Source organism: Pseudomonas benzenivorans (assembly GCF_024397895.1).
Lineage (GTDB): Bacteria > Pseudomonadota > Gammaproteobacteria > Pseudomonadales > Pseudomonadaceae > Aquipseudomonas > Aquipseudomonas benzenivorans_A.
This window is the reverse complement of record NZ_CP073346.1, coordinates 1,492,158-1,513,479: the sequence shown is the minus strand read 5'-3', so window position 1 is coordinate 1,513,479 and position 21,322 is coordinate 1,492,158. Positions and strand designations below refer to the sequence as shown.

The window sequence follows — 21,322 nt, the reverse complement described above, 5'->3', positions numbered from 1 at the left end:
TCATGACCATGGCCAATCGTTTGCAAAGCTACCTGTCGGAGCACCACTCGCGGTACGACATGCTCCAGCACGACCCCTCGATGACCACGCGCGAAGCGGCCCGGCGTGCCGGCGTGCCGCCGCACCTGATGGCCAAGTCGGTGATCCTCGACGACTTCCAGGGCCACTGGCTGATGGCAGTGGTCCCGGCGACCCGTCAGGTCAATCTCAACAAGGTGCGCAAGCTGACCAAGCGCCACTGGCGCCTGGCGCGGGAGAACGAGTTCACCCCGCGCTTCAGCGACTGCGCCAACGGCGCGATTCCACCGGTGGGCAGCGCCTTCGAGATGGACACCGTCATCGACGAGTCGCTCAAGGACGTCAAGGACCTGTACTTCGAGTCCGGCGACCATGAAGGGCTGGTGCACATGAGCTCCAAGCAGTTCCTCAAGCTCATGCCGACCGCCCAGTGCGGCGCCATCAGTGAGTAACTAAGGCTCGCCGCGACCTGTCGTTGCAGCCTCCATCCGGTTGCGCCCTGGCTCTGCGGCCATGCGCCGCAGGGCCGTGTCGCGCCATCTGCGTACTATTCCCCCATGTTCCCGTCGCACCTGCGGGGCGCTGTGGCGCCGATCCTGCATGGGCGGGTTGTCATCCGGGCGCCTGGAAACTCCAGGCAAGACGTACCAAGGAGCAGCAGCGTGAGAATCAACTGGGCGGAAATAATGCGGCATCAGGCGCGCGACCTGGCCGAGTCACAAGGCAACCGGCCGTGCATCTACCCTGGGCCGGGCGCCCTGGCGGGAGGCTGTGCCGAGGCTGGCCCAACCTATCTGACACAAGCTTTCGTGCAGTCTGCTGGCTGGTAAGCCGAGCTGTCCCTGTATCTGGATTGATTTGAGGTAATGGAACATGAAGTGGGCAGACGGTAGCCGCAAGCGCATGCATGACGGAGCAAATTCCATCGGGAATCTGCTGGTTGAAGGATTTCACTATCTGGGTTTGTTCGCCATCGGAGCGGCCACCGCCTGGGCTTCGCTGATGGCCTTTATGGACATGGTCGATAAAGGCCACGCGAGCATCGATGACATTCTCTTGCTCTTCATCTATCTGGAGCTGGGAGCAATGGTCGGGATCTATTTCAAGACCAACCACCTGCCCATACGGTTCTTGCTGTACATCGCGATAACGGCATTGACGCGTTATCTGATCGGTGACGTGTCCCACCATAAAGCGCCGGATATCGGCCTGCTGTATTTGTGTGGCGGGATATTCCTTCTGTCGCTTTCGGTCCTGGCCGTCAGGTTCGCTTCGTACAAGTTCCCATCCAGCAAGGCGATAGACGCGACGGGGGATGTGGTCGGGGAAAATGTCCTGGACCGATGATTCAAGGGCTGTATTGAAACCCGGGAGGCAACCTGTTCCTGCGCGGCGTTCTGCTCCCTGATCACCGACCTGCCGCACCACTATCGAGCGGACTGGGGCGCGGTGCCGGTTTGCGGGGCGACCACCGAGTCCGTCGACCGGCCGCCTCAGTCCAGCGGCGCGAACAGTGCGGCCAGGTCGTCCTCGCTCATCTGCCATTGCGCCTGGCTGCCGCCTTCCAGCACGCCCTGGGCGAGGCTGGCCTTGGCCTGCTGCAGCTGCTGGATCTTCTCCTCGACGCTGCCGCGGGCGATCAGCTTGTAGACGAACACCGGCTTGTCCTGGCCGATGCGGTAGGCGCGATCGCTGGCCTGGGCCTCGGCCGCCGGGTTCCACCAGGGGTCGAAGTGGATCACCGTGTCGGCGGCGGTGAGGTTGAGGCCGGCGCCGCCGGCCTTGAGGCTGATCAGGAACACCGGGAACTGCCCGGCCTGGAACTGCTGCACCGGGGTGCGGCGGTCCTGGGTGCTGCCGGTGAGCTTGGCGTAGGCGATCTTGCGCGCCTTGAGCTCCACCTCGATCAGCTCGAGCATCGAGGTGAATTGGGAGAACAGCAGCACCCGCCGGCCTTCGTCGACCAGCTCTTCGAGCATGTCCAGCAGGGCGCTGAGCTTGCCCGAGTCGCTGGTCTGCAAGGCGGCGTCCGGGTCGCCGAGCAGGCGCAGGTCGCAGCAGGCCTGGCGCAGGCGCAGCAATGCTTCGAGGATGACGATCTGGCTGCGCGCCAGGCCCTGGCGGGCGATCTCGGCGCGGACCTTGCTGTCCATGGCCAGGCGCAGGGTCTCGTAGCGGTCGCGCTGGGCGTCGGTCAGCTCGACCCAGTGGGTGATCTCGGTCTTGGGCGGCAGCTCGCGGGCCACCTGTTCCTTGGTGCGGCGCAGCAGGAAGGGCTTGATGCGCCCGTGCAGGTGGGCCAGGCGCTGGGCGTTGGCCTGCTTCTCGATCGGCGTGCGGTAGTCGCGGGTGAAGGCCTTGCTGTCGCCGAGCCAGCCGGGCATGAGGAAGTTGAACAGCGACCAGAGTTCGCCCAGGTGATTCTCCAGCGGCGTGCCGGTCAGGCACAGGCGCTGGCGCGCCTTCAGCTGCCCGGCGGCCAGGGCCGCCTTGCTGCGCGGGTTCTTGATGTTCTGCGCCTCGTCGAGGATCAGCAGCTGGTAGGGCTGCGCCGCCAGCACCTTGAGATCCCGGGGCAGCAGGGCATAGGTGGTGAGGATCAGGTCGTGTTCGCCGATCAGGGCGAACTGGCTGCGCCGCTTGGCCCCGTGCAGCGCCAGTACCTTCAGCTGGGGGGTGAAGCGCGCGGCCTCGTCCTGCCAGTTGGGGATCAGGCTGGTGGGCATGACGATCAGCGCCGGCCGCTGCAGGCGCCCGGCCAGCTTCTCGCCGAGGATATGCGCCAGGGTCTGCAGGGTCTTGCCCAGGCCCATGTCGTCGGCCAGCACGCCGCCGACCTCCAGCTCGGCCAGGGTCTGCATCCAGGTCAGGCCGTGCAGTTGGTAGGGGCGCAGTTTGGCCTGCAGACCGGCCGGCGCCTTGGTCCGCTTGCCCGGCAGGGCCTGCAGGCGTTCGGCGAAGCCGCGCAGGCGTTCGCCGCCGTGCCAGTTGAGCGCCGGGCCCTGCTCCAGGGCGCTGAGGCGTGCGGCGTCGGCGCGACCCAGGCGCAGGCGCTGGCCCAGCTCCTCCGGCTCGCGGAAGAACAGCTCGCCGAGGGTGCCCAGCAGCGGCTTGAGGCGGGCGAAGGGCAGGGCGATGCGCCGTGCGCTGTGGGGCAGGTTGACCAGCAGCATCTCCTCATCGGCGCGCTGGGCCAGGGCCTCTCCGGTGAGCAGCCAGGGCTTCTGGCGAATCGCCTGGAGCAGGATCGGCAGCAGGCTGAGGCGCTGGCCCTCGACCTCGATGCCCAGCTCCAGGTCGAACCAGTCGTGTTCCGGGTCGTCCGCGACCTCGGCGTACCAGTCGTCCACCTGTGCCAGGTTGTACTGGAACTCCGGCTGCATGCGGACCTCCCAGCCCTCCTCGCGCAGTTGCGGCAGCTGCTGCTGGACGAACGTCAGCCAGGCCGCCTCGTTGGCCAGTTCGAAATGCTCGCCGGGATGCTCGGCCAGGGCCTCGCTCTGGCGCAGCGCCACCTGCAGGTCGGTGCCGTCGAGGCGCTGGCGCAGGCTCGCCTCGGCGGCGCCGTCGCGGATGATGCGCAGGTTGAGGTTGGCGCTCTGGCGCACCAGCAGGTCCTTGCTGGCCTTGCCGTGGGCCAGGTGCCCCTGGTAGTCGAAGGCCAGGGCCGCGCGGTGCTGGGTCTGTTCGTGCATGCGCCCCTTGCGCGCGTCGAAGTGCACCCGCACGTGGCTGCCCAGGGCCAGCACCGGCCGCGGCGTGACGCCTTCGATGCGCTGCTCGGCGACGCCCTTGTCCGGCACGATCAGCGGGCTCAGGTCGATGCCGGCCCGTTGCTGCTGTTCCAGGGTCAGCAGGGCGGCGACCACGTGCTTGCAATTGAACCCCACCGGGCAGTCGCAGTGGCCGGTGACCTCCCAGCGTTGGCCGCGGGGGTGCAGGCTGATGCGCTGGCGGTAGGTCTGCGCCCCCGAGCCACGGCAGCTGGCCAGCAGGGTGTGGTCCTTGAGGCTGAGCAGGCGGCTGCGGCCCTGCTCGGCGTAGCCGCGGCCGCGTGCGAAGTCGCCTTCGCCGATCGCGGCGCGCCAGTCCTCCTGGTGCAGCTGCAGAATATCCAGGCTCATCGCGCGAGTCTCGCGGGCATGAAGTGAAGTCTTGGCATGCGGGTGCCGAACGCTGAAAAGCCGATGATTTTGACACAGCCGCGCCGACTTGCGGGCCTCAGCCGGCGAATGCCCGGCGGTATTGTCCCGGCGTGGCGGCGAACGCCTGGCGAAAGCGGTTGCTGAAGTGGCTGGCGCTGGCGAAGCCGCAGGCCAGGGCGATCTCGCCGAGGGCCAGCGAGGTCTGGCGCAGCAGTGCCTGGGCGCGGGCCAGGCGCTGGTTGAGCAGGTAGCGGTGCGGCGGCACGCCGAAGCTGAGCTGGAACATCCGCGCGAAGTGGTACTCGGACAAGGCGCACAGTGCCGCCAGTTGCCCCAGGCTCAGGGGCTCGGCCAGGTGGCTGTCGATGAACTCGCGCAGGCGTCGGCGCTGCCGCGGAGCCAGGCCGCCGGTGAGGCGCAAGCCGTCGCGCCGACCGACCTGGGACAGCAGGGTCTGATCGAGCAACTCATGGGCCAGGCTGCTGGTCAACAGGCGTTCGGCGGGTTCCTGCCAGTCCAGCTGGCTCAGCTGGCGAAACCGCCGCGCCTGCTGCGGATCATCGAGAAAGGTACTCTCGCGCAGCTGCAATTCGCGGGGTTCGCGGTCGAGCAGGCGAACGGCGCCGAGGGCGAACTGCTCCTGGCTGACATACAGGTGCGCCAGCTGGATCTCGCCATTGATCACCCAGGCCGACTCGTGCCCGGCCGGAAGGATGCACAGTTTGTCGGGGCTGCCCTTGCTGCAGGGCCGGTCGCGGCGGAAGGTGCCGGTGCCCCCGGCCAGGTAGCAGGACAGGGTGTGGTGGCTCGGCGCGTGGTAGTCGCGACTGTCGTGGTGGTTGCTCCACTGGGCCGCCGCCAGCCCGTCGCCCAGCTCGGCGCTGCGCAGCAGGCGGGCGTGGGGTGAGCGGCTCATGCTCTGAAAGACCTGAAGCTGTTCGAACGGCGCCATCTACTGATCCTCTAACCCAGCCATGCTACGCCGCCTCGCGCAGGCTGCCAGCCCCCGGGCGAGAAATACGCAAGATCGTGCAAGGCAGCGGGGTGCCGCCGGTGTGCCGGCCGCCTGATAATCGTCGCTACTCCCACATGGGGCACCGCGTCGGATACCATCAGCGTGGCCGATCCAGGCAGGCAGCGCACGAAGAAGGTGTCCATTGACCGAGTTGATTCCCCTGGCCGACTACGTGGCGCCGACCATGCCGACCGAGCATGCCGTTCGCAAGGCGCTGACCAAGCTCAAGAAGAAGCTCAGTGGCAACGACGAAGAGTCGGTGCTGCGCCAGGATGGGCTGGAGCGCGCTTCGCTGAAAGGGCTCGACGCGATGTGCCAGTCCGCCGACGGCTTCCTGCGCGACGCCCTCGACACGGAAGTGGCCAGCTGGCTGAAGGCCGAGGCGTCTGGCTCGTGGCTCAAGCTGCTGATCGTGCCCTCCTGTGATCCGCAGGGCCTCGTCGAGGACTGGGCCCGCGCCGCGGGACACCAGGTGCTGGCGGCGCCTGCGCGCCATGAATTGCTGCGCGAGGATGCCGTTGCCCCGGATCTGGACGGCAGCGGCCTGCTGGTGATTCCGCGCCTCGAGCACTGGTTCATCCGCCAGCGTCATGGCCTGCACATGATCCGTGCCTTGTTGGCCCGCTTGCCGACGCTCGAGCGTCGCTGCCTGATCTGCTGCAACGTCTGGGCCTGGCGGTTTCTCGTCAAGTCGGTTGGCGCCGATCTCCTGCTGCCCCGGCCACAGACCCTGGCGGCCACCGATGCGGCCGGTCTGCACGCCTGGTTCGCGCCGACGGCGGTGGACGATGTCGGCAGGCGCATCACCTTTCGCCTGGCGAAGTCGGGTGTCGATGTACTGGCGACCGACGACAGTGGCGCCTTGCGCCACGGCCACCTGCAACAGCTGGCGGCGCGCAGCGGGGGCATTCCCTGGGTGGCCGTGCACCTGTGGCGGGCCAGCCTGAACGTCAGGCGCAGCCCCGATGAAGACCTGCCGGAGCGTGCCCGCCGGGCCACAGGGAACGACGAACGCACGGTGTGGATCGGCGATGTCGACGACTGCCGCCTGCCGCCGGGGCACGAGGACAGGTCGCTGCTGGCGCTGCAGGCGTTGCTGATCCACGAGTCGTTGACCGCCCAGGAACTGGACGCCGTGCTCCCGGCAACCGGCGAGCCGGATGTGATACCGGCCCTGGTGGCGGCCGGCTTCGTCGAGCGCGAAGGGCCGTTGTTCCGTGTGCGTGCGCTGGCCTATCCGGCGGTGCGTCAGGCCTTGCGCTCGGCCGGCTTTCCAACGGGAGGGATCTAGACATGGCCGCCGCGAACGACAGTCAGCAGCAGGCTGCCCAGCTGATCCACGACCTGCAGGACATCAGTTTCACCAAGATCGGCTTGATCCTGGCCGGCACCTGGCTGGTCATCCTGGTCGCCCGCAAGCTGCTGCCGTACCTCGCCGAGCGGGGGCCGAGCCAGCTGCGCCTGTACCTGCTGGGCGGGGTGCCGATCATCCGCATGCTGCTGTTGGTGATGGCGGTGCTGTGGGTGATCCCGCTCATCTTCAACATCACCTTCCAGAACTTTCTCGTCATATCGGGCGCGATGGGCGTGGCGCTGGGTTTCGCCTTCAAGGACTACGCGAGCAGCCTGATTGCCGGCATCGTGGCCATCTTCGAGCGCCCCTACCGCCCCGGCGACTGGGTCGAGATCGATGGCGATTACGGCGAAGTGCGCTCGGTGGGCATGCGCGCGATCGAGATCTGCACACCGGCCGACAACGTCATCCACGTGCCGCACGACAAGATCTGGAAAAGCAACATCTCCAACGCCAACGACGGCGCCCACACCCTGATGTGCGTGGCGTCGTTCTACGTCGCGCCTGACCATGACTCCGCCCGGGTGCGCGCGGCGCTGCGCGATGTGGCCATGACCAGTGCCTACCTGGAGTACGACAAGCCCGTGCTGGTCATGCTGGCCCAGACTCCGCTCGGCACCCACTACCAGTTGAAAGCCTATCCGTTCGACCTGCGTGACCAGTTCGAATTCGTCAGCGACCTGACCATCCGCGGCAAACGCGCCCTCGCCGACGCGGGGGCGGCCGAGGTGCAGGCGATGTCCAGCCTCGCCGGCTGACGCCGCGAGGGAACCTGGAAAAGCGCGGCGGGAAAGCACTGCGCCATCGCGGGCGTAGGGGAGGTTGGCGGTCAACCAAGGCCGGCGATTGGCCGTGAAGGGGCCGTTGCGTTCCTGTGTGACCGGCCACTGCCGGGCAAGCGCAGTGATCGGCCGATTCAGCGCACTGACCGCTGCCGGCGGGTCCGCACACCGGCCGAATGGGCGTGCCCACAGTGGCATCTGGGCGCGCGGCTAAACGCCTGCGCCTGGGGCGTCGCGAGCGTATTTCTTCTGCAGGATCATCGAGGCTTCGTTGTAGGCGTCCAGGAAGGCGTCGGCGCTGATCCAGTCCACCGCCGTGTCTTCGTCTTCATCGTGGAAGATCCCGCGATAGGTGATCAGCAGGCCCATCATGAAGTCGGTGGCCGCGTCTTCCTCCTCCTCGGCGACCACCAGCTCCAGCACCGGGTATTGCAGGAACACCAGGCACATCGCCAGCAGGCTGATGCCTTCGCCGACTTTCATCGCCTGGAACAGATCGTAAAAGTCCGCCGGGTCGAAACCATTATCTGCGATGTCTTTGAAGTCGAAGGTGCTCAGGTCGATTTCGACATCATCGAACGGCTCGTTGATCAGCGGGTCGGCCAGCAGCGGATGTACGACATGGGCTTTGGCTCTGGCCTTGCCCGAACGGTTCTGCTTGGCCTTGGCTTTGGCCCGCTGGGCGCGTTTTTGCTGTTTATCTGGGGAGGCCATGGAGGCGAGTTCCTTGTGCGATGCAGCCATATTCATGGCCCGGGGTAATCGGGCGCCAATTGTATTCAGTCTTGGCTGGGTCCGTGGGCCAAAGGGGGCAGATTATTTCCTGCTCTACACGTCCGTTGCTTCCGGCCATTAATAGACTGTCGCGACCAGTCGCTTCGGGTCGATAGGCGCCTCTGATATAAACGGCGACAACCGACCCGCAGCCCGATGGCAGTGGCGCCGACGCCTCAGCCTCTACCCTTGGCCAGGGCCTGCCTCCAGTCGAGCTTCTGGCCGCGCGGCGGCATGGCTGACGACGGCGATGGCGAGCGCCACGAGAACCAGCAGCGCGGCGACGGCGAAGGTGATGCGCATGCCGCTGGCAACGGCCGCGGGCTGCGCCGTTGTAACCGCTGTGGTGGCCGCGCCGAGGGCGAACACGGCGCCCATCACGGCGGCGCCGGTGAGCAGGCCGAGGTTGCGCGACAGGTTGAGCAGGCCCGATACGACGCCGCGTTGCTGCGCGCTGATGTTGCCCATGACGGCCGTGTTGTTGGCAGCCTGGAACAGCGCATAGCCGGCGGTGATGACGAGAAGCGGGACGATGTAGCCCGGCACGCCAGAGGCCGTCGGCAGCAAGGGCAACGCGCCGCAGCCGAGTGCCATGGCGCCGAGCCCGAGGTGGCTGATGCGCGGTGGGCCGAGGCGATCCACCAGGCGGCCGGCCGGTACGCCGGTCAGGGCGGCGACCAGCGGACCGCAGGACATCACCAGGCCGACCTGAGCCGCGTCGAGCGCCAGCGCGCCGGACAGGTAGAACGGCCCGACCACCAGGGTGGTCATCACCACGGTGGTGACCAGCGCACTCATCACGAAGCCGGCGCTCAGCTGCCGATCGCGGAACATCGCCAGGCGCACCAGCGGCGACGCCGCCCTGGCTTCGGCGAGCAGGAACAGGCCCAGCCCGCAGCCTGCAGCCAGCAGTAGCGCCAGGTTGAGTGGGCCGAAACGGCCCCCTCCGATGGTCATGGCGAGCGCATAGGCCGCGAGCGTCAGGGTCAGCAGCAGGGTGCCCAGGTGGTCGAAGCGTGGCCGCTCTGCCGATGAGTCCCGGCGGTCGGCCGGCAGGAAGCGCCAGGCGAGCAGCAGCGCCAGGATGCCCAGGGGGATCTTGATGAGGAAGATCGCCGGCCAGCCGAAACTGTCGATCAGGATGCCGCCGAGCGACGGGCCGAGCGCGGTGCCTATCGCGGACAGGGTGCCGAGCAGGCCCATGGCGCTACCGGTTTTTTCCTTGGGCACCGTTTCACCGACGAAGGCCAGGGTCAGCGCCATCATGATCGCCGCGCCCAGCCCCTGCATCGCCCGGGCGGCGATCAGCAGCCAGAGCGTGGGCGCCAGGGCGCACAGCAGCGAGGCCAGGGTGAACAAGGTGATGCCGGCCATCAGCAGGCGCCGCCGGCCGCTGAGGTCGCCGAGCCGTCCGACGCTGACGATCAGGCTGGTGACGGCCAGAAGATAGGCGAGGACGATCCACTGCACGTCCTGGAAGGCGGCGTCGAATGCGCTCGCCAGGGTTGGCAAACCGACATTGGCGATGCTGACGCCCAGCGAGGACAGCAGCATGCTCAGGGAAAGAGCTGTCAGCGCCCAGGCAGCCGAAGGGGCCCGCAGCGCACCGTCCCCGATCATGCTATCGACCAGTGTTTTCATGACCGTACGCCCCGCACCCGACGATCGATGGCGGTGCGGCTGCCCGCGTCGATCTCTATTACGCGCCCGAGCCGACCGGCCTGCTCGATCCTGAGTTCGCCCGCCAAGGCCGTGACCACCTCCTCGGCGCTGCAGGTGGCGGCGGGGGGCAGTGAACGTCCGGCGACTGCGGTCTGCTCTCGTGTTGCGCCTGGCTCTGCGATGCATTTCATGATGTCGACCTCTGGCACTGGGTGGTTTCAGGATCCTAGGCCGGTACGGGACAGGGCGGAAGGCGCAGCATTTGCAGTTTATTGTTGCGTTTGACGCCATATATTGGCTGGACCCTGCTAGGGTTGCGGTATGTCGACGCCCGATTTCAATCTGCTGATCACCCTGGATGTGTTGCTCGCCGAGGGCAGCGTGGCCCGCGCCGCCGAGCGCCTGCGCCTGAGCCCCTCGGCCATGAGCCGGGCACTGGCGCGGCTGCGCGAGACCACTGGCGATCCGCTGCTGGTGAGGGCCGGCCGCGGCCTCGTGCCGACGCCCCGAGCGCTGGAGCTACGCGAGCGGGTCGGCCAGCTGGTGCAGGACGTGGAGGCGGTTCTGCGACCTGCCGAGGCGCCCAGCCTCCAGCACCTCGTGCGCACCTTCACGCTGCGGACCCGCGAGGGTTTCGTGGAAAACTTCGGGCCGGAGCTGATTGCCCGCGTCAGCGAACAGGCGCCCGGCGTGCGGCTGCGCTTCGTGCCGAAGCTGGACAAGGACAGCGGGCCGCTTCGCGACGCCTCCGTCGACCTGGAAACCGGCGTCGTGAGCGGTGCCATGGGGCCGGAAGTGCGCACCCGGGCGCTGTTCCGCGACCGCTTCGTGGGCGTGGTGCGGGCGGGGCATTCCTTGAGTCAGGGCGCGATCACGCCGGCCCGTTATGCGGCCGGCCGGCACATCGGCCTGACGCGGCGCGGACGCGACCAGGGACTGATCGACGACGCCTTGAGCGCGCAGGGGCTGGAGCGGGAGATCGCGACCATCGTCGGCGGCTTTGCGGCCGCCCTGGCGCTCGCCCAGGCCTCGGACCTGATAGCCACCGTACCGGAACTGCACACCGGCAACCTGCGCGCCGGCATGCACAGTTTCGCCCTGCCGATTGTTACGCCGGAGATCACCATTGCCATGCTCTGGCACCCGCGCATGGACGCCGATCCGGTCCATCGCTGGCTGCGTGGGCTGGTCTGGGAGGTCTGTGCGGCGGGTCGCTGAAGGCGGCGATGACGAGGGTTGAGAAACGGAAAAGCCGGGCCCCAGGGGCCCGGCTTTTTTGGAAGCCGCAGCCTGAAACCGGGTGATCCGGGCCAGGTCGCGGCAGCGCAGATGGACAGGCCCCGAGAGGCCTGCGCGCTGCGATTACTTCAGGTCGAAGCGGTCGAGGTTCATCACCTTGTCCCAGGCCGCCACGAAGTCACCCACGAACCGCTGCTGAGCATCGGCGCAGGCATAGACCTCGGCGAGGGAGCGCAGCTGGGAGTTCGAGCCGAAGACCAGGTCGACCACGGTGCCGGTCCACTTGAGGTCGCCGGTGGCTCTATCACGGCCTTCCAGCACGCCTTCGGCGGACGCCGACTTCTGCCACTTCGTGCCCATGTCCAGCAGGTTGACGAAGAAGTCGTTGGTCAGGGTGCCGGGGCGCTTGGTGAAGACGCCGTGCTCGGCCTGGCCGACGTTGGCGTTCAGCGCGCGCAGGCCGCCGATCAGCGCGGTCATCTCGGGCGCGGTCAGTTTCAGCAGGTTCGCCCGGTCGATCAGCAACTCGGCGGCCAGGCCCTGGCACGCCTTGCTCACGTAATTGCGGAAGCCATCGGCGAGCGGCTCGAGTGCATTGACCGATTCGACATCGGTCTGCGCCTGGGTGGCGTCCATACGACCCGGGGTGAAGGGCACCTTGACCTCGACGCCAGCCTTCTTCGCCCCTTCCTCGACCGCTGCGCAGCCGCCCAGCACGATCAGGTCGGCGAGCGAGACCTTCTTGCCGCCGGATTGGGCGTCGTTGAAGTCCTTCTGGATCTTCTCCAGCACCGGCAGAATCTTCGCCAGTTCGGCCGGCTGGTTGACTGCCCAGTCCTTCATCGGCGCCAGGCGAATGCGCGCGCCATTGGCGCCGCCGCGCTTGTCGCTGTCGCGGTAGGTCGCCGCCGAAGCCCAGGCGGTGTTGACCAGTTGGGAGGTCGACAGGCCGGAGGCGAGGAGCTTGGCCTTCAGGGCGGCGATGTCCTGCTGGTCGATCAGCTTGTGGTCGACGGCCGGAATCGGGTCCTGCCAGAGCAGCTCCTCCTGCGGTACCAGCGGGCCGAGGTAACGGGCTTTCGGCCCCATGTCGCGGTGCGTCAGTTTGTACCAGGCGCGGGCGAAGGCGTCGGCAAGCTCCTGCGGGTTGTCGTGGAAACGCCGCGAGATCTTCGCGTAGGCCGGGTCCATCCGCAGCGACAGGTCGGTGGTGAGCATCATGGGCGCGTGGCGCTTGGACGGGTCGTGAGCATCCGGCACCGTGCCTTGGGCGTCCGCATCCTTGGGCGTCCACTGGTGCGCGCCGGCCGGGCTCTTGGTCAGCTCCCACTCGTAGCCGTACAGGTTCTCCAGGTAGTTGTTGTCCCAGGTGGCCGGGCTCTTGGTCCAGGCGCCCTCCAGGCCGCTGCTGATGGTGTCGACGCCGACGCCGCTGTTGAAATTGCTGGTCCAGCCGAGACCCTGCTCCTCGATGCCGGCGCCCTCGGGTTCGCGGTTCTTGTGCGATTCCGGTGCCGCACCGTGGCATTTGCCGAAGGTGTGGCCACCGGCGATCAGCGCCACGGTCTCTTCGTCGCTCATCGCCATGCGCTTGAAGGTCTCGCGGATGTCGCGCGCCGCGGCCAGCGGGTCCGGGTTGCCGTTCGGCCCTTCCGGGTTCACGTAGATCAGGCCCATCTGCACGTTGGCCAGCGGCTGCGCGAGCTCGCGGTCGCCGCTGTAGCGCTTGTCGCCCAGCCATTCGGACTCGGGGCCCCAGTAAACCGACTCCTCCGGCTCCCAGATGTCCGGGCGTCCGCCGGCGAAGCCGAAGGTCTTGAAGCCCATGGACTCCAGGGCGACATTGCCGGCGAGAATCATCAGGTCGGCCCAGGAGAGCTTGCGGCCGTACTTCTGCTTGACCGGCCAGAGCAGGCGCCGTGCCTTGTCGAGGTTGACGTTGTCCGGCCAGCTGTTGAGCGGCGCGAAACGCTGGCTGCCGGTGCCCGAGCCGCCGCGGCCGTCGGCCACGCGGTAGGTGCCGGCGCTGTGCCACGCCATGCGGATGAAGAAGGGACCGTAGTGGCCGTAGTCAGCCGGCCACCAGCTCTGCGAATCGGTCATCAAGGCATGCAGGTCCTTGATCACGGCATCCAGGTCGAGGCTCTTGAATTCCTTGGCGTAGTCGAACTCCGGGTCCATCGGGCTGGACAGGGAGGAGTGCTGGTGCAGGATCTTCAGGTTCAGCTGGTTGGGCCACCAGTCTGCATTGCCGGTCGCGCCCGCTACGGTTTGACCGCGGGAGCCACCTGAGAATGGGCACTTGGCTTCGGTTGTCATGCTTCTCTCCTTTGCGTGATTTCATCTGACCAGGCTCAGCTTGGAGTCTGGGGGGCGACCGCTCCAATAAGTTTTGGGTATCAGATTTATAGTAGCCACTGAACTTCAGTCCCATGCCTGGAACATGCAGATCCGGCCGGAAATCTGCGGTCCAGGGCGTCGACACCTCAACCGCATATAGACAGGAAAGCCCGGATTCGGTGCCTGACGCCTGGCTTCAGGTTGCGGCAGCCAAGGCGCCGAGGGCCGAGTGCGTAGGGATCTGGCGCCAGTGTTCCGTTGGCCGGCGCCGCCGTTCCCTGTCGTTCGGATAACGGCCTTCGGCCAGGCAGCCCCACCCTCGACCGGTCTCATCGCGCCGGGCAGGTACTCGGCGAATTTCTCCAAACCATTCTTCCCTCCAAACGATTCGCTCTGGGGCCTGTCGGCGTCTTGCGCTGGGGGCTCCGCTCACATCGCGAACGCGCGCTTTGCCAAAGCCCGGCTGACTCATGGACGCCGTTTGCTCCCCCTCAGGCAGTGGGGTCACTGGCGCGCATGGCGAGTGGATAACTGGTCGTTGACAAGGCGCTCTCAAGGGAGTCTTATTTGAGTATATTCAAGATATATTTCAAATATTGTTCGTGATGAGTGAGTAACCAGATGACCTACACCCGCAATCTTCCCTCCGGATTCAAGGCCGAGCTGAACTGCTTCGGCCACTTCGACGTCGTGGTGGTCGGCGGAGGGCCGGCCGGCATCGCCGCGGCCGTCACGGCGGGTGAGGGCGGGCGCAGCGTGTTGCTCATCGAACGCCTGGGATTCTGTGGCGGCGCGGCCGTCGCCGGTCTGTCCGGCACCATCTGCGGCCTGTACATGACGGTCGAAGACCCGAGCAAAGCTACGCCGGAACAGATCATCTTCGGCTTCGCCGAACGCTTCCGCGATGCGTTGTACCGCGAGGGCGGGCTGACCGAGCCGCAGATCTACGGCAAGACCTGGGTCGCCACCCACGACTGCGCCAAGTACAAGAAGGTCGCCACCGACATGCTGCGCGCGGCCAAGGTCACCGTGCTGTATCACACCCAGATGATCGATGTGATTGCCGAGGAGGAAGAGCTCAAGGGCATGGTGCTGCACACCAAGTCGGGGTTCACCGCGGTCTACGCCAAGAAGGTCATCGATGCCAGCGGCGATGCGGATGTGGTCTACAAGATGGGCCTGAAGACCACCAAGGGTAACAACGGCGTCATTCAGAACCCCACCATGATGTTCAAGGTCGGTAACGTCGACCTGCCCAAGTACCTGGCCTACTGGGGCCAGGACACCATCTCGCCGCCCAAGGTGGTGAGCATGCTCGAAGCCCAGGATGAATTGCTGCGCAAGAAGGTCTGGCTATTCCCCACGGTCAATCCCGGTGAACTGCTGGTCAATGCCACCAAGATCACCGGTTTCGACAAGCGTGCCCTGGACGTCACCGACCCGGTCGACCACAGCGAGGCGGAGCAGTTCTCCATCTATCAGGCCAAGGCCTTCTTCGACTTCATGAAGGCCAACGTGCCCGGCTGTGAAGACAGCTACTTCATCGACTACGCCACCGAAGTGGGCGTGCGTCAGACCCGCTCCATCGACGGGGTGGCGCGCCTGACCAACGACGATGTGATCAGCAAGCGCAAGTTCAGCGACGCCATCGCCAGGACCTCCTGGCCGATCGAGCTGCACTACGGCGCCAAGCCGAAGACCGAGTGGCTGGTCGACGACTACTACGAAGTGCCGTTCCACACCCTGGTACCCAAGGTCGGCAGGAACCTCATCGTCGCCGGCCGCTGCCTGAGCAGCGAACACGAGGCGCTGGCCAGCTGCCGGGTCACCGCGCAGTGCTTCGAATATGGCCGGGCGGCCGCGTTGGCGGCGGACCTGGCGATCAAGGAAGAAATTTCCTTCCAGGCGCTCGAAGGCGGGCATATGGCCTACCTGATGCAGCAGCCATAAATTTTCAGTGGGCAATGGTGGCTAATTTATTGATTCCGATGATTTTGCATCTCCAAGAGAATCCGGTTCGCATCGTTCTGACTGATCGCCGAGCACCGTAACGGTTACCCCTCAAGCCCGCTGGGCGGAAGGGAAAAGGCTCTGGAGTCAGGCAGGCGCTGCAACCTGGAACGGTCTGAAAAAGTCTGGGTGCCATCTGGCAATAACCGGATTTTTCAGAGTCTTCCAATCGCGGCAACTCTCAACAAGTACAAGAACTAAGAGGTCATGCAATGAATGTGAAAGTAGCGGACGTGCCACTGGATGCACCGGTGGCCGCAGTCCTGTCGACAGGGCTCGAAACCAACAGGTCAATGCAGATCGTCAGCATGCTGATCGTGTTGTCCGTATCCATCCCCCTGATTCTGTTTCCCGAGCAGGGCTCGGCGGTAATCAACGATCTGTTCAAGTGGACTACTCACACCTTTGACTTCGCCTATCTCGGCGTCTGTTTGATCTCTTTGATCTTTTCCGTCGCGCTGGCCTTTTCTCGTTACGGCGACATCAAGCTCAGCGCGGACAAAACGGCGGCTCCCGATTTCTCCAAGTTCGCGTGGACCAGCATGGTGTTCCTGTCCGGTATCGCCTCCGGCCTGATGCTCTGGGCCGGCACCGAGTGGGGCTATCACTACGCGTGGACGCCCTTCGGTCTGGAAGCCAAGACCACGGAGATGTACGCCGTGGGTCAGGCGTACGGCATGTTCCACTGGGGGCCAAGCGCCTGGGCCGTGTTCTGCATCCCGAGCATTGCCATTTCCTATATCTACTACGTGCGCAAGAAGCACATCTACAAGATCAGCGAGGCCTGCCGCGGTGCGCTCGGTGATCTGGTCGATGGCCCGGTCGGTACCTTTATCGATTATCTGGTCATCTTCGGTGTGCTGGGTGCCGCTGCGACTTCGCTTGGGCTGGGTACGCCGATGATCGGCGGAGCCCTGGCATCGGTGCTGGGGATCAACGCCAGTGTCTACCTGGACGCCGCCATCATCCTGGTCTGTACGGCCGTGTTCACCGTCAGCAGCGGCCTGGGCCTGAGCAAGGGCATCAAGCGCCTGAGTACCTTCGCCACCGTGATCACTTTGGCGATCGTGGTCTATGTGCTGGTGGTTGGCCCGACCAAGTTCATTCTGGCGCTCGGCATGGATTCGGTCGGCTATGCGGTGGAAAACTACATGCGCATGAGCACCTGGACCGACAGCGTCAACCAGAGCGGCTTCCCGCAGGCCTGGACGGTGTTCTACTGGGCCTGGTGGATCGCCTATGCGCCGTTCGTGGGCCTGTTCACTGCGCGCATCTCCCGTGGCCGGACCATTCGTGAGGTGGTGCTGGGCATGCTGTGCTGGGGGACGTTTGGCTGCGCCATTGTCTATATCGTGCTGGGCGGCTATGGCATCAACCTGCAGATCACCGAGACCCTGGCGGTTTCCGAACTGGTGAATACCCAGGGCGTTGCCCCGGCGATCATCGAAATATTCAAGACCCTGCCCCTGAGCGGCCTGGTGCTGCTGGCCGTGGCCTTGTCCGGCATCGTGATGCTGGCCACCACCTTCGACTCGGCAGCCTATGTCATGGCGTGCGCCTCCACCAAGCAGCTGGGCGAAGGCCAGGAGCCGGAGCGCGCCAACCGCCTGTTCTGGTGTTTCGCCATCGCCATCGTGCCGCTGGTGTTCCTGTTCCTCGGCGGGCTGAAAACCATGCAGACGGCCTCGGTCATCACCGCGCTGCCCCTGCTGGTGGTCATCAGCCTGATGATGTACACCACGATCAAATACATCAAAGAAGACCACGCCTGATATGTCGCAGCCTATTGTGAAAAACATCGAGATATTCGCGATAGGCCCGGACGGGGAGAAGATCAGCTGGTCTTCTCACCTGGGGCCGATGTACGAAGCGATGATCGTCGCCCGTCTGACCTTCGATAACGGCTTGCAGGGCATCGCCGGTCTGACCACCTACACCGAGCACGAGTTCGACCAGACCGCCTTCCACAGCCTGGCGCTGATGGCCCCGTTCCTGCTGGGCAAGGGGCTGCACGAGGCCCCGCAGATCGCCAAGGCCATGGCTGGCAAGTACGTGCCGCTCAAGCACCTGTCGATGTCCCTGTTCGACATCGCCCTGCACGACGCCAAGGCCAAGGCCCTGAACCTGCCCATCTACCAGATGCTGGGCGCCGCCAAGCACAAGGTCCGCGCCTACGCCTCCAGCCCGGTCATGGCCGGTGTCGATGAGTACATCGAGTACTGCCACCGGATGCTCGGGCAGGGCTTCAACGCCATCAAGATCCACCCGCGCTGCGTGTTCGCCGAGGACACCGCGCTGGTGCATGCCTTGCATGAGGAGTTCGGTGGCAGAGGCATCGGCTGGAGTCTGGATATCGACGCCAACTACGGCTTCCAGGAGGCCCTGCAGATGGGCCGCCTGCTCGATCGCTACCAGTGGGAGTTCTATGAGGAGCCGCTGCCGGACTCGGACCTGGATGGCTACAAGAAGCTGGCCGCGGCATTGGACCTGGACGTCATCAGCGGCGGCAACTCGCTGCCCAACCTGCAGCTGATCAAGCATGGTTTGCAGCACCATTGCTGGGACCGCAGCCGTTTCGATGTCACCAGCATCGGCGGCTACACCGGCGCCACCCAGGTGATGGGTGTGACCCGCGCCCAGGGCCTCAAGGCCGAGCTGCAGTCCTGGGGCTACACCCTGACCCAGGCGGCCAACCTGCACATGATGCTGGCCTACGACAACTGCGAGTTCTTCGAGCAGGCCGCACCCTACGAGAAGTACGAAGTGGGCGCCAGGCAGGTGTTTCGCCCGGACAGCGAGGGCTTCATCCATCCCACCGGCCTGCCTGGCCTCGGCGTCGAGCTGGACTGGGATGTGCTGGAGCCGTTCATCTACCAGAAGCGTCAGTTCAGCCTGGGTGGCGCGCAATGAGCGTGCGGATCGAAAGCGTCGAGGTGATTTGCCTGCAGGACCCACAAGCGGACTTTGTCCGCTTCGAGGGCAGCTACCAGAACGCCCTGGTCGTGGTGCGCGGCGACAACGGCCTGTACGGCATCGGCGAAACCGATTCGCCGCCGCAGGTGATCAAGGCCCTGGTCGAGTCGCGGCCCTACAACTACCTGTCCTCGGGACTGGCCAGCGTGCTGGTCGGCGAGGTGCTGGATGATCCGCTGCGTCTGTGGAACAAGATGTACCAGAGCACCAACTGGCATGGCCGCTACGGCGTGGCGATCCACGCCATCAGCGCCCTGGATATCGCCCTGTGGGATTTGCATGCCCGCTCCGAACGGCGGCCGCTGCACAGCTACTTCGGCGGTGTGAGGCACAAACGGCTGCCGGTCTACGCCACCCTCTACCCGATGCAGGCGGAGCCGGAGCTGTTCCAGCAACAGGTCGGGGCGTGCCTGGAGCAAGGCTTCAAGCGTATCAAGATCTGCGTGGAGCCCTGGTGGCAGGACCAGGCGAAGGCCATCGGCAATCTTCACCGCCTGCGTGAGTTTGTCGGTCCCGACATCGAGCTGATGCTCGATGTGGCCATGGAGTTCACCCGCTTCGAGCAGCTCGAGCCGTTTCTCGGCACCTTGCAGGCGCTGGACTTCAAGTGGATCGAGGCGCCTTTCGACGCAGACAATCTGCACGACCATCGTCGACTGCGGGCCGTAACCAGCATCCCGGTGGGGGTGGGCGACCTGGGTTTCACCACCTGCAAGGAGTTTCAGCCTTACCTGGCGGCCGATGCGTTCGACATCGCCCAGCCGGATATCACCATGTTCGGTGGCGTCAGTGAGGTCATGAAGCTGCGGGACCTGCTCGCGCCCAAGGGCAAGCGGATCGTGCCCCACGCCTACAACACCGACCTGACCATCGCGGTCAATGCCCAGTTTCTCTGCACCCAGGCGCGTATCGAGCCGCTGGAGTACTCGACCAGTCCCTCGATTCTTCGCCGCCAGTTGCTGCTCAATCCACTTCGCCCGGACGAGCAGGGTATGATCAGCCTCGATGAGAGCGCACACGGGCTTGGGCTCGAGCTCAACTGGGACTTGGTCAACGCATGCAGAACGCCGTAGATAAACGAAGCAAAGCTGAAATTGCCCATGACGAGCTCGAGGCGGCGATCGTCGATTGCCGGATTGCCCCGGGCTCGGTGATGACCGAAACGGAGATCAGCGAGTTTCTCGGCCTGGGCCGCACCCCTGTGCGCGAGGCGCTGGTGAAGCTGGCGAACGAGAACCTCGTGCGCCTGTCGCGCGCTGGCGTGGTGATCCCCGAGCTCAACCCGCTGACCATGCTCAAGTTGCTGGAGCCTCGGGTGCTGATCGAGCGGCTGTGTATCGAGAAAGCCGTCGAGCGCCTGGTCGAAGACGACAAGCCACCCATCCGCGAGGTGATCCAGGCGCTTCAAGGCCTGGCCAGCGATAATCGCGCAGGTTTCATGGCCTTGCTGCGACGCATGCACCACATCCTCGCGCGTTCCTCGAAGAACGAGTTCATTCTCGCCACCATCAAGACCACCCAGGGTCTTTCCCGGCGCTTCTGGTGTTACTACGCGACAAGCGAAGACCAGGCTTACTGCATCCAGCTCTACATCAAGCAGATGCAGGCCCTGGTCAACCAGGACAAGGACGGCGCGGTGGCGGCCTCCGCCGAGCTCATGCACTACCTGCAGGAGTTCACCAAGGCCCATCTCGAACACTTCAAGTGAGTCCCGGCCAGCTGCTGACCGACCTTTCTCGGAACTAAGACTGGCCTGTATCAGGCGTTGCTAAGACTGGCCAACCTTTGCGGGTCGGCCAGCTTCTGCGAATGGCCGCGACGGGGCCTGCTGCGTTTCGAGGCCGAGGCACGGCATGCCAGGTACGCGCTCAGTCATTCCCGGCGGCCAGTTGCTCTAGAATTCGCCTGTAGTTCTCTTCCCCTTGCGCACCGCTCACGAGGTGGCGACGGTTGAAGATCACCGCCGGAACGCCGCGAATGCCCTGGTTCAGCCAGGACTCTTCGGCAGTGCGCACCTCTGCGGCAAAACGCTGATCGTGCAGAATGGCCAGGGCTTCGGCTCGATCCAACCCGACTTCCGCAGCCACATCCGCCAGCACGCTGTTGTCAGACAGGTTCCGGCGATGCGTGAAGTGAGCGGTAAAGAGGGCCTGTTCAAGGGCGTTCATGTGCCCGTGCTGATTGGCCCAATGCAGCAATTGATGCACGTTGAAGGTGTTGTGCATGCGCATGTCGTCGGCAAAGCGGAACGCGAAGCCGAGCTCTGCGCCGATCGCGGTCAACCTGACCCGGTTGTCCTCCGATTGCTCCCGGGTGGTGCCGTACTTCTCGGCCACGTGGTCGCGCAGGTTCTGGCCCTCGGGCGGCATGTCGGGGTTCAGCTCGAACGGATGCCAGTGAATCTCATGGGGCGTGCCGGTCGCCTGCAGCGCCTTGGCCAGCTGTCGGTAGCCGATGATGCACCAGGGGCAGACCACATCGGAGACGATGTCGATTCGCAGCGCTTGCGGTGGGGTGGTCATGGAGCCTCCTTGGATCGATTGTTGATGAGCTGCCCGGCGTGCAGAGCCGGGCACCGGTCATTCTGTCAGCGGGCGGCTTCCTAGCGAGCACGCCGAATATCGTCGAGCGGCTGCCGCTCAGGGCAGGGCACGCCCCGGCACCAGGCTCAACTCACTGACCGCGCCACGCCGTTGACTGAGAAATCGGGTGCAGCTGACCCGCAGGAAGGAGGCGAAGTTGACCACCTCGCCACGGTAGTCGATGACCTCCTCGTACAGCTTGGTGATCAACTGATTGGTGGTCATGCCGTCGACTTCGGCGATCTCGCGGAGGATGTCCCAGAACTGGTTCTCCAGGCGCAGGGTGGTGACCACACCACGAATGCGCAGCGACCGCGAGCGCGATTCGTAGAGAATCGGATCGGCTTTGACGTAGAGCTCGCACATAGTCCAGGGCCTCTCGATCGGGATGCTGTGGCAGCGAAGGGGAGCCGATTGTCGCCTACTGG

Annotated in this window: 17 protein-coding genes; 10 read left to right on the top strand and 7 right to left on the bottom strand. The window is 65.3% G+C overall.

Annotation, left to right across the window (positions count from 1 at the left end; all coding sequences use genetic code 11):
* The first annotated feature begins 2 nt into the window (after window positions 1–2).
* Window positions 3–470, top strand: coding sequence for an aminoacyl-tRNA deacylase (locus KDW96_RS07135; RefSeq protein ID WP_255839743.1), 468 nt, complete (start codon window positions 3–5; stop codon window positions 468–470).
* 421 nt (window positions 471–891) lie between these two features.
* Entirely contained in the window at window positions 892–1,365 is a 474-nt protein-coding gene (locus tag KDW96_RS07130; protein WP_255839742.1) for a phosphate-starvation-inducible protein PsiE, read from the top strand.
* Window positions 1,366–1,511: 146 nt separating this feature from the next.
* On the opposite strand, the gene KDW96_RS07125 is transcribed toward KDW96_RS07130, so the two are convergent.
* Window positions 1,512–4,142, bottom strand: coding sequence for a DEAD/DEAH box helicase (locus tag KDW96_RS07125; RefSeq protein WP_255839741.1), 2,631 nt, complete (start codon window positions 4,140–4,142; stop codon window positions 1,512–1,514).
* Between the two features lie 97 nt (window positions 4,143–4,239).
* Window positions 4,240–5,115 (bottom strand): helix-turn-helix domain-containing protein, encoded by an 876-nt coding sequence (locus tag KDW96_RS07120; RefSeq protein ID WP_255839740.1) that lies wholly within the window; start codon window positions 5,113–5,115, stop codon window positions 4,240–4,242.
* A gap of 205 nt (window positions 5,116–5,320) precedes the next feature.
* Here KDW96_RS07120 and KDW96_RS07115 point away from each other — a divergent pair, with 205 nt between their 5' ends.
* Window positions 5,321–6,469 (top strand): hypothetical protein, encoded by a 1,149-nt coding sequence (locus KDW96_RS07115; protein ID WP_255839738.1) that lies wholly within the window; start codon window positions 5,321–5,323, stop codon window positions 6,467–6,469.
* 2 nt (window positions 6,470–6,471) lie between these two features.
* On the top strand, window positions 6,472–7,290 hold the full coding sequence (locus KDW96_RS07110) for a mechanosensitive ion channel family protein (RefSeq protein ID WP_255839737.1): 819 nt from the start codon (window positions 6,472–6,474) through the stop codon (window positions 7,288–7,290).
* 234 nt (window positions 7,291–7,524) lie between these two features.
* Here KDW96_RS07110 and KDW96_RS07105 read toward each other — a convergent pair whose 3' ends face one another.
* The gene (locus KDW96_RS07105; protein ID WP_255839735.1) at window positions 7,525–8,028 is read right to left on the bottom strand and encodes a hypothetical protein; all 504 of its coding nucleotides are present in this window, start codon (window positions 8,026–8,028) and stop codon (window positions 7,525–7,527) included.
* Between the two features lie 243 nt (window positions 8,029–8,271).
* Window positions 8,272–9,729 (bottom strand): MFS transporter, encoded by a 1,458-nt coding sequence (locus KDW96_RS07100; protein WP_255839734.1) that lies wholly within the window; start codon window positions 9,727–9,729, stop codon window positions 8,272–8,274.
* A 342-nt stretch (window positions 9,730–10,071) separates the two neighbouring features.
* On the opposite strand from KDW96_RS07100, the gene KDW96_RS07095 reads away from it, so the two are divergent.
* Entirely contained in the window at window positions 10,072–10,968 is an 897-nt protein-coding gene (locus KDW96_RS07095) for a LysR family transcriptional regulator (RefSeq protein WP_255839733.1), read from the top strand.
* 144 nt (window positions 10,969–11,112) lie between these two features.
* Here KDW96_RS07095 and katG read toward each other — a convergent pair whose 3' ends face one another.
* Window positions 11,113–13,308, bottom strand: coding sequence for a catalase/peroxidase HPI (gene katG / locus KDW96_RS07090; RefSeq protein ID WP_255839732.1), 2,196 nt, complete (start codon window positions 13,306–13,308; stop codon window positions 11,113–11,115).
* Between the two features lie 642 nt (window positions 13,309–13,950).
* Between katG and KDW96_RS07085 the strand changes: the two genes are divergently transcribed.
* The 5 genes from KDW96_RS07085 (at window position 13,951) to KDW96_RS07065 (ending at window position 20,020) form a co-directional block, all read left to right on the top strand.
* Complete coding sequence (locus KDW96_RS07085) at window positions 13,951–15,279, top strand: FAD-dependent oxidoreductase (RefSeq protein WP_255839731.1); 1,329 nt, start codon at window positions 13,951–13,953, stop codon at window positions 15,277–15,279.
* Between the two features lie 272 nt (window positions 15,280–15,551).
* Window positions 15,552–17,111, top strand: a complete 1,560-nt coding sequence (locus KDW96_RS07080) for a BCCT family transporter (RefSeq protein ID WP_255839730.1) — start codon at window positions 15,552–15,554, stop codon at window positions 17,109–17,111.
* A 1-nt stretch (window position 17,112) separates the two neighbouring features.
* Entirely contained in the window at window positions 17,113–18,249 is a 1,137-nt protein-coding gene (locus KDW96_RS07075; protein WP_255839729.1) for a mandelate racemase/muconate lactonizing enzyme family protein, read from the top strand.
* Entirely contained in the window at window positions 18,246–19,385 is a 1,140-nt protein-coding gene (locus KDW96_RS07070; RefSeq protein WP_255839728.1) for a mandelate racemase/muconate lactonizing enzyme family protein, read from the top strand. The genes KDW96_RS07075 and KDW96_RS07070 overlap by 4 nt, the downstream gene beginning before the upstream one ends.
* The gene (locus tag KDW96_RS07065) at window positions 19,370–20,020 is read left to right on the top strand and encodes a GntR family transcriptional regulator (RefSeq protein WP_255839726.1); all 651 of its coding nucleotides are present in this window, start codon (window positions 19,370–19,372) and stop codon (window positions 20,018–20,020) included. The genes KDW96_RS07070 and KDW96_RS07065 overlap by 16 nt, the downstream gene beginning before the upstream one ends.
* 160 nt (window positions 20,021–20,180) lie before the next feature.
* Here KDW96_RS07065 and KDW96_RS07060 read toward each other — a convergent pair whose 3' ends face one another.
* Both KDW96_RS07060 and KDW96_RS07055 read right to left on the bottom strand, forming a co-directional pair.
* Window positions 20,181–20,834, bottom strand: coding sequence for a DsbA family oxidoreductase (locus tag KDW96_RS07060; protein ID WP_255839725.1), 654 nt, complete (start codon window positions 20,832–20,834; stop codon window positions 20,181–20,183).
* Window positions 20,835–20,951: 117 nt separating this feature from the next.
* Window positions 20,952–21,260 carry a ribbon-helix-helix domain-containing protein gene (locus tag KDW96_RS07055; RefSeq protein WP_255839724.1) on the bottom strand — a complete coding sequence of 103 codons (309 nt, stop codon included), beginning with the start codon at window positions 21,258–21,260 and terminating at the stop codon, window positions 20,952–20,954.
* Window positions 21,261–21,322 lie beyond the last annotated feature (62 nt).

Excerpts from the sequence above, each read along its gene's own strand:
- KDW96_RS07080 (WP_255839730.1), top strand. The coding sequence starts at position 15,552 with ATGAATGTGAAAGTAGCGGACGTGCCACTGGATGCACCGGTGGCCGCA.
- KDW96_RS07105 (WP_255839735.1), bottom strand. The coding sequence starts at position 8,028 with ATGGCCTCCCCAGATAAACAGCAAAAACGCGCCCAGCGGGCCAAAGCC.
- KDW96_RS07095 (WP_255839733.1), top strand. The coding sequence starts at position 10,072 with ATGTCGACGCCCGATTTCAATCTGCTGATCACCCTGGATGTGTTGCTC.
- KDW96_RS07130 (WP_255839742.1), top strand. The coding sequence starts at position 892 with ATGAAGTGGGCAGACGGTAGCCGCAAGCGCATGCATGACGGAGCAAAT.
- KDW96_RS07070 (WP_255839728.1), top strand. The coding sequence starts at position 18,246 with ATGAGCGTGCGGATCGAAAGCGTCGAGGTGATTTGCCTGCAGGACCCA.
- KDW96_RS07135 (WP_255839743.1), top strand. The coding sequence starts at position 3 with ATGACCATGGCCAATCGTTTGCAAAGCTACCTGTCGGAGCACCACTCG.
- KDW96_RS07075 (WP_255839729.1), top strand. The coding sequence starts at position 17,113 with ATGTCGCAGCCTATTGTGAAAAACATCGAGATATTCGCGATAGGCCCG.
- katG (WP_255839732.1), bottom strand. The coding sequence starts at position 13,308 with ATGACAACCGAAGCCAAGTGCCCATTCTCAGGTGGCTCCCGCGGTCAA.
- KDW96_RS07060 (WP_255839725.1), bottom strand. The coding sequence starts at position 20,834 with ATGACCACCCCACCGCAAGCGCTGCGAATCGACATCGTCTCCGATGTG.
- KDW96_RS07110 (WP_255839737.1), top strand. The coding sequence starts at position 6,472 with ATGGCCGCCGCGAACGACAGTCAGCAGCAGGCTGCCCAGCTGATCCAC.
- KDW96_RS07085 (WP_255839731.1), top strand. The coding sequence starts at position 13,951 with ATGACCTACACCCGCAATCTTCCCTCCGGATTCAAGGCCGAGCTGAAC.
- KDW96_RS07055 (WP_255839724.1), bottom strand. The coding sequence starts at position 21,260 with ATGTGCGAGCTCTACGTCAAAGCCGATCCGATTCTCTACGAATCGCGC.
- KDW96_RS07065 (WP_255839726.1), top strand. The coding sequence starts at position 19,370 with ATGCAGAACGCCGTAGATAAACGAAGCAAAGCTGAAATTGCCCATGAC.
- KDW96_RS07100 (WP_255839734.1), bottom strand. The coding sequence starts at position 9,729 with ATGAAAACACTGGTCGATAGCATGATCGGGGACGGTGCGCTGCGGGCC.
- KDW96_RS07120 (WP_255839740.1), bottom strand. The coding sequence starts at position 5,115 with ATGGCGCCGTTCGAACAGCTTCAGGTCTTTCAGAGCATGAGCCGCTCA.
- KDW96_RS07125 (WP_255839741.1), bottom strand. The coding sequence starts at position 4,142 with ATGAGCCTGGATATTCTGCAGCTGCACCAGGAGGACTGGCGCGCCGCG.